The sequence below is a fragment of the Micromonospora sp. NPDC005197 genome, from assembly GCF_040608295.1.
In the GTDB taxonomy this organism is placed as follows: Bacteria; Actinomycetota; Actinomycetes; order Mycobacteriales; family Micromonosporaceae; genus Micromonospora.
Genome location: NZ_JBEXHY010000266.1, coordinates 1 through 1,688, shown reverse-complemented (window position 1 = coordinate 1,688; position 1,688 = coordinate 1). Strand labels below are relative to the sequence as shown.

General features: G+C 71.8%; 1 protein-coding gene. It reads right to left on the bottom strand.

Features of this window, described 5'->3' with window-relative positions; translation table 11 throughout:
* Positions 1-83: 83 nt before the first annotated feature.
* Positions 84-1,343, bottom strand: coding sequence for an Ig-like domain-containing protein (locus tag ABZU46_RS31715; protein ID WP_354863370.1), 1,260 nt, complete (start codon positions 1,341-1,343; stop codon positions 84-86).
* Between the last annotated feature and the right edge of the window lie 345 nt (positions 1,344-1,688).

Genomic DNA, 1,688 nt, shown 5'->3' with positions numbered 1-1,688 from the left:
GGGCGGGGGCCGCCCCGGCCGCGGCCGGGGGGCCTGCACGGCGCACGGGCCGCCCCCCCGCGACGGTGGGTCGGCCCGGTGCCTCAGCGCCCGCTGATCGAGGGCGCCGGCGCGGGTGACCCGCCGGCCACCGCGCCCGGGTGCGCCGGGGCGACCGGCGCGGGCTTGAGCCCGGACGGCACCGGCAGGGCGCTGCCCTTGACGAACTCGTCCCAACTCACGTTCCACGCCGTCCAGCCGTTGCCGGGTTGCAGGTCGACCTCGGTGCCCTTGACGGTGACCAGGTCGCCGACCTGGGTCACCCCCATCAGCCAGTCCGCGGCCGTGGCGGAGACGTTCGCGCAGCCGTGCGAGGTGTTGGTGTAGCCCTGCTCGCCCTCCGACCAGGGGGCCGAGTGGATGAACTCACCACCCCAGGTGAGCCGCTGGGCGTCGTCGACGTCGACCACGTAGCCGCCGTTCGGCTCACCCCGGGTGTCGAAGGTGGTCCGCTCGTGCTTCTCCATGATCACCATCTTGCCGCTGGAACTGGGCGTGCTCGGCTTGCCCAGGCTCACCGGGATGCGGCGCACCAGCTTGCCGTCGCGCAGCACCGTCATCTGCTTCGTGGCGTTGTCGATCTCCAGCGAGACCTGTCTCCCGATCTTCGAGGTCGCGGTCCGCTCGGCGTCCCCGACCAGGTTCTTGCCGATCGGCAAGCCCTCCAGCCCCGCCCGGACACTGATCGTCGTCCCCGGCCGCCAGAAATCGGGCGCCCGGTAATAGACCTGACTTCCGTCGTCCAGCCACGACCAGGTACCCGGCTGCGGCGGATTAGTCTTCACGAACAACCGGCGCTGCACATCCGCCCTGGCCTCTTTCGGAATTCCCGGGTCGAACGCCACGGTTACCGGCATTGCCGTGCCGTACGTCCGGTTGCCGACGAAATAGAGGGTGCTGGTGATCTGCGGCTTCGTGGACTTGGCCATCGTGGTGAACGTGGTCGTCCGCGTCGTGGTCGCACCCGAGTCACCGGTCGCGGTCACCTCCGCGGTGTACGTACGCCGAGCTGCCAGCGGCGCGCTCGGCACCCAACCGGAGCCGTCCTCGCGCGGCTCCGCCTTGACCTGCGCGCCCTTGTCGTCGGTGAGCCGGACAGCGGTGACCCGTCCACCCTTGACCACCGCGCCGACCTCGGCGCTGATCGGAACGTCCCGGGTCTTGTCCCCCGGTGTCACGGTGAGCTCCGGCGCCGCGACGTGTCCCTTGGCCGGCCCGTCCCGGTCGGCGGTACATCCGGCCAGCACGAGCGGTGCGGCCGCGATAGCTACCGCCAACAGCGTCAATCGCCGCCTAGATGTCATGTTCAGTCCCCCCGTTTTCGACTGCCCTCCGCCACATTCTGTCGGCCCCGACAGGAGTATCCAGGGCCTTCGGAAATAATCGGCGGCGCATTTATTGGCGCATTTTCCGACACTGCGCCGGTTGGCGAGAAAAACGCACGAGTGCCGCCTTGAGGCACGTCCGCACTCCCGCACGTCACCCGACCCGCAACGTCCGGTCCCACCCCGACCCCGCCACGCCCGCACCTATCGCCGTCGTTGCACGACTCGCGCCCCGCGCCCCGCGCCCCGCGCCCCGCGCCCCGGGCCCCGGGCCCCGGGCCCCGGGCCCCGGGCCCCGCGCCCCGCGCCCCGCGCCCCGCGCCG

What these genes read in the sequence shown, in the direction of transcription:
- ABZU46_RS31715 (WP_354863370.1), bottom strand. Translation starts at nt 1,343, where the DNA reads ATGACATCTAGGCGGCGATTGACGCTGTTGGCGGTAGCTATCGCGGCC.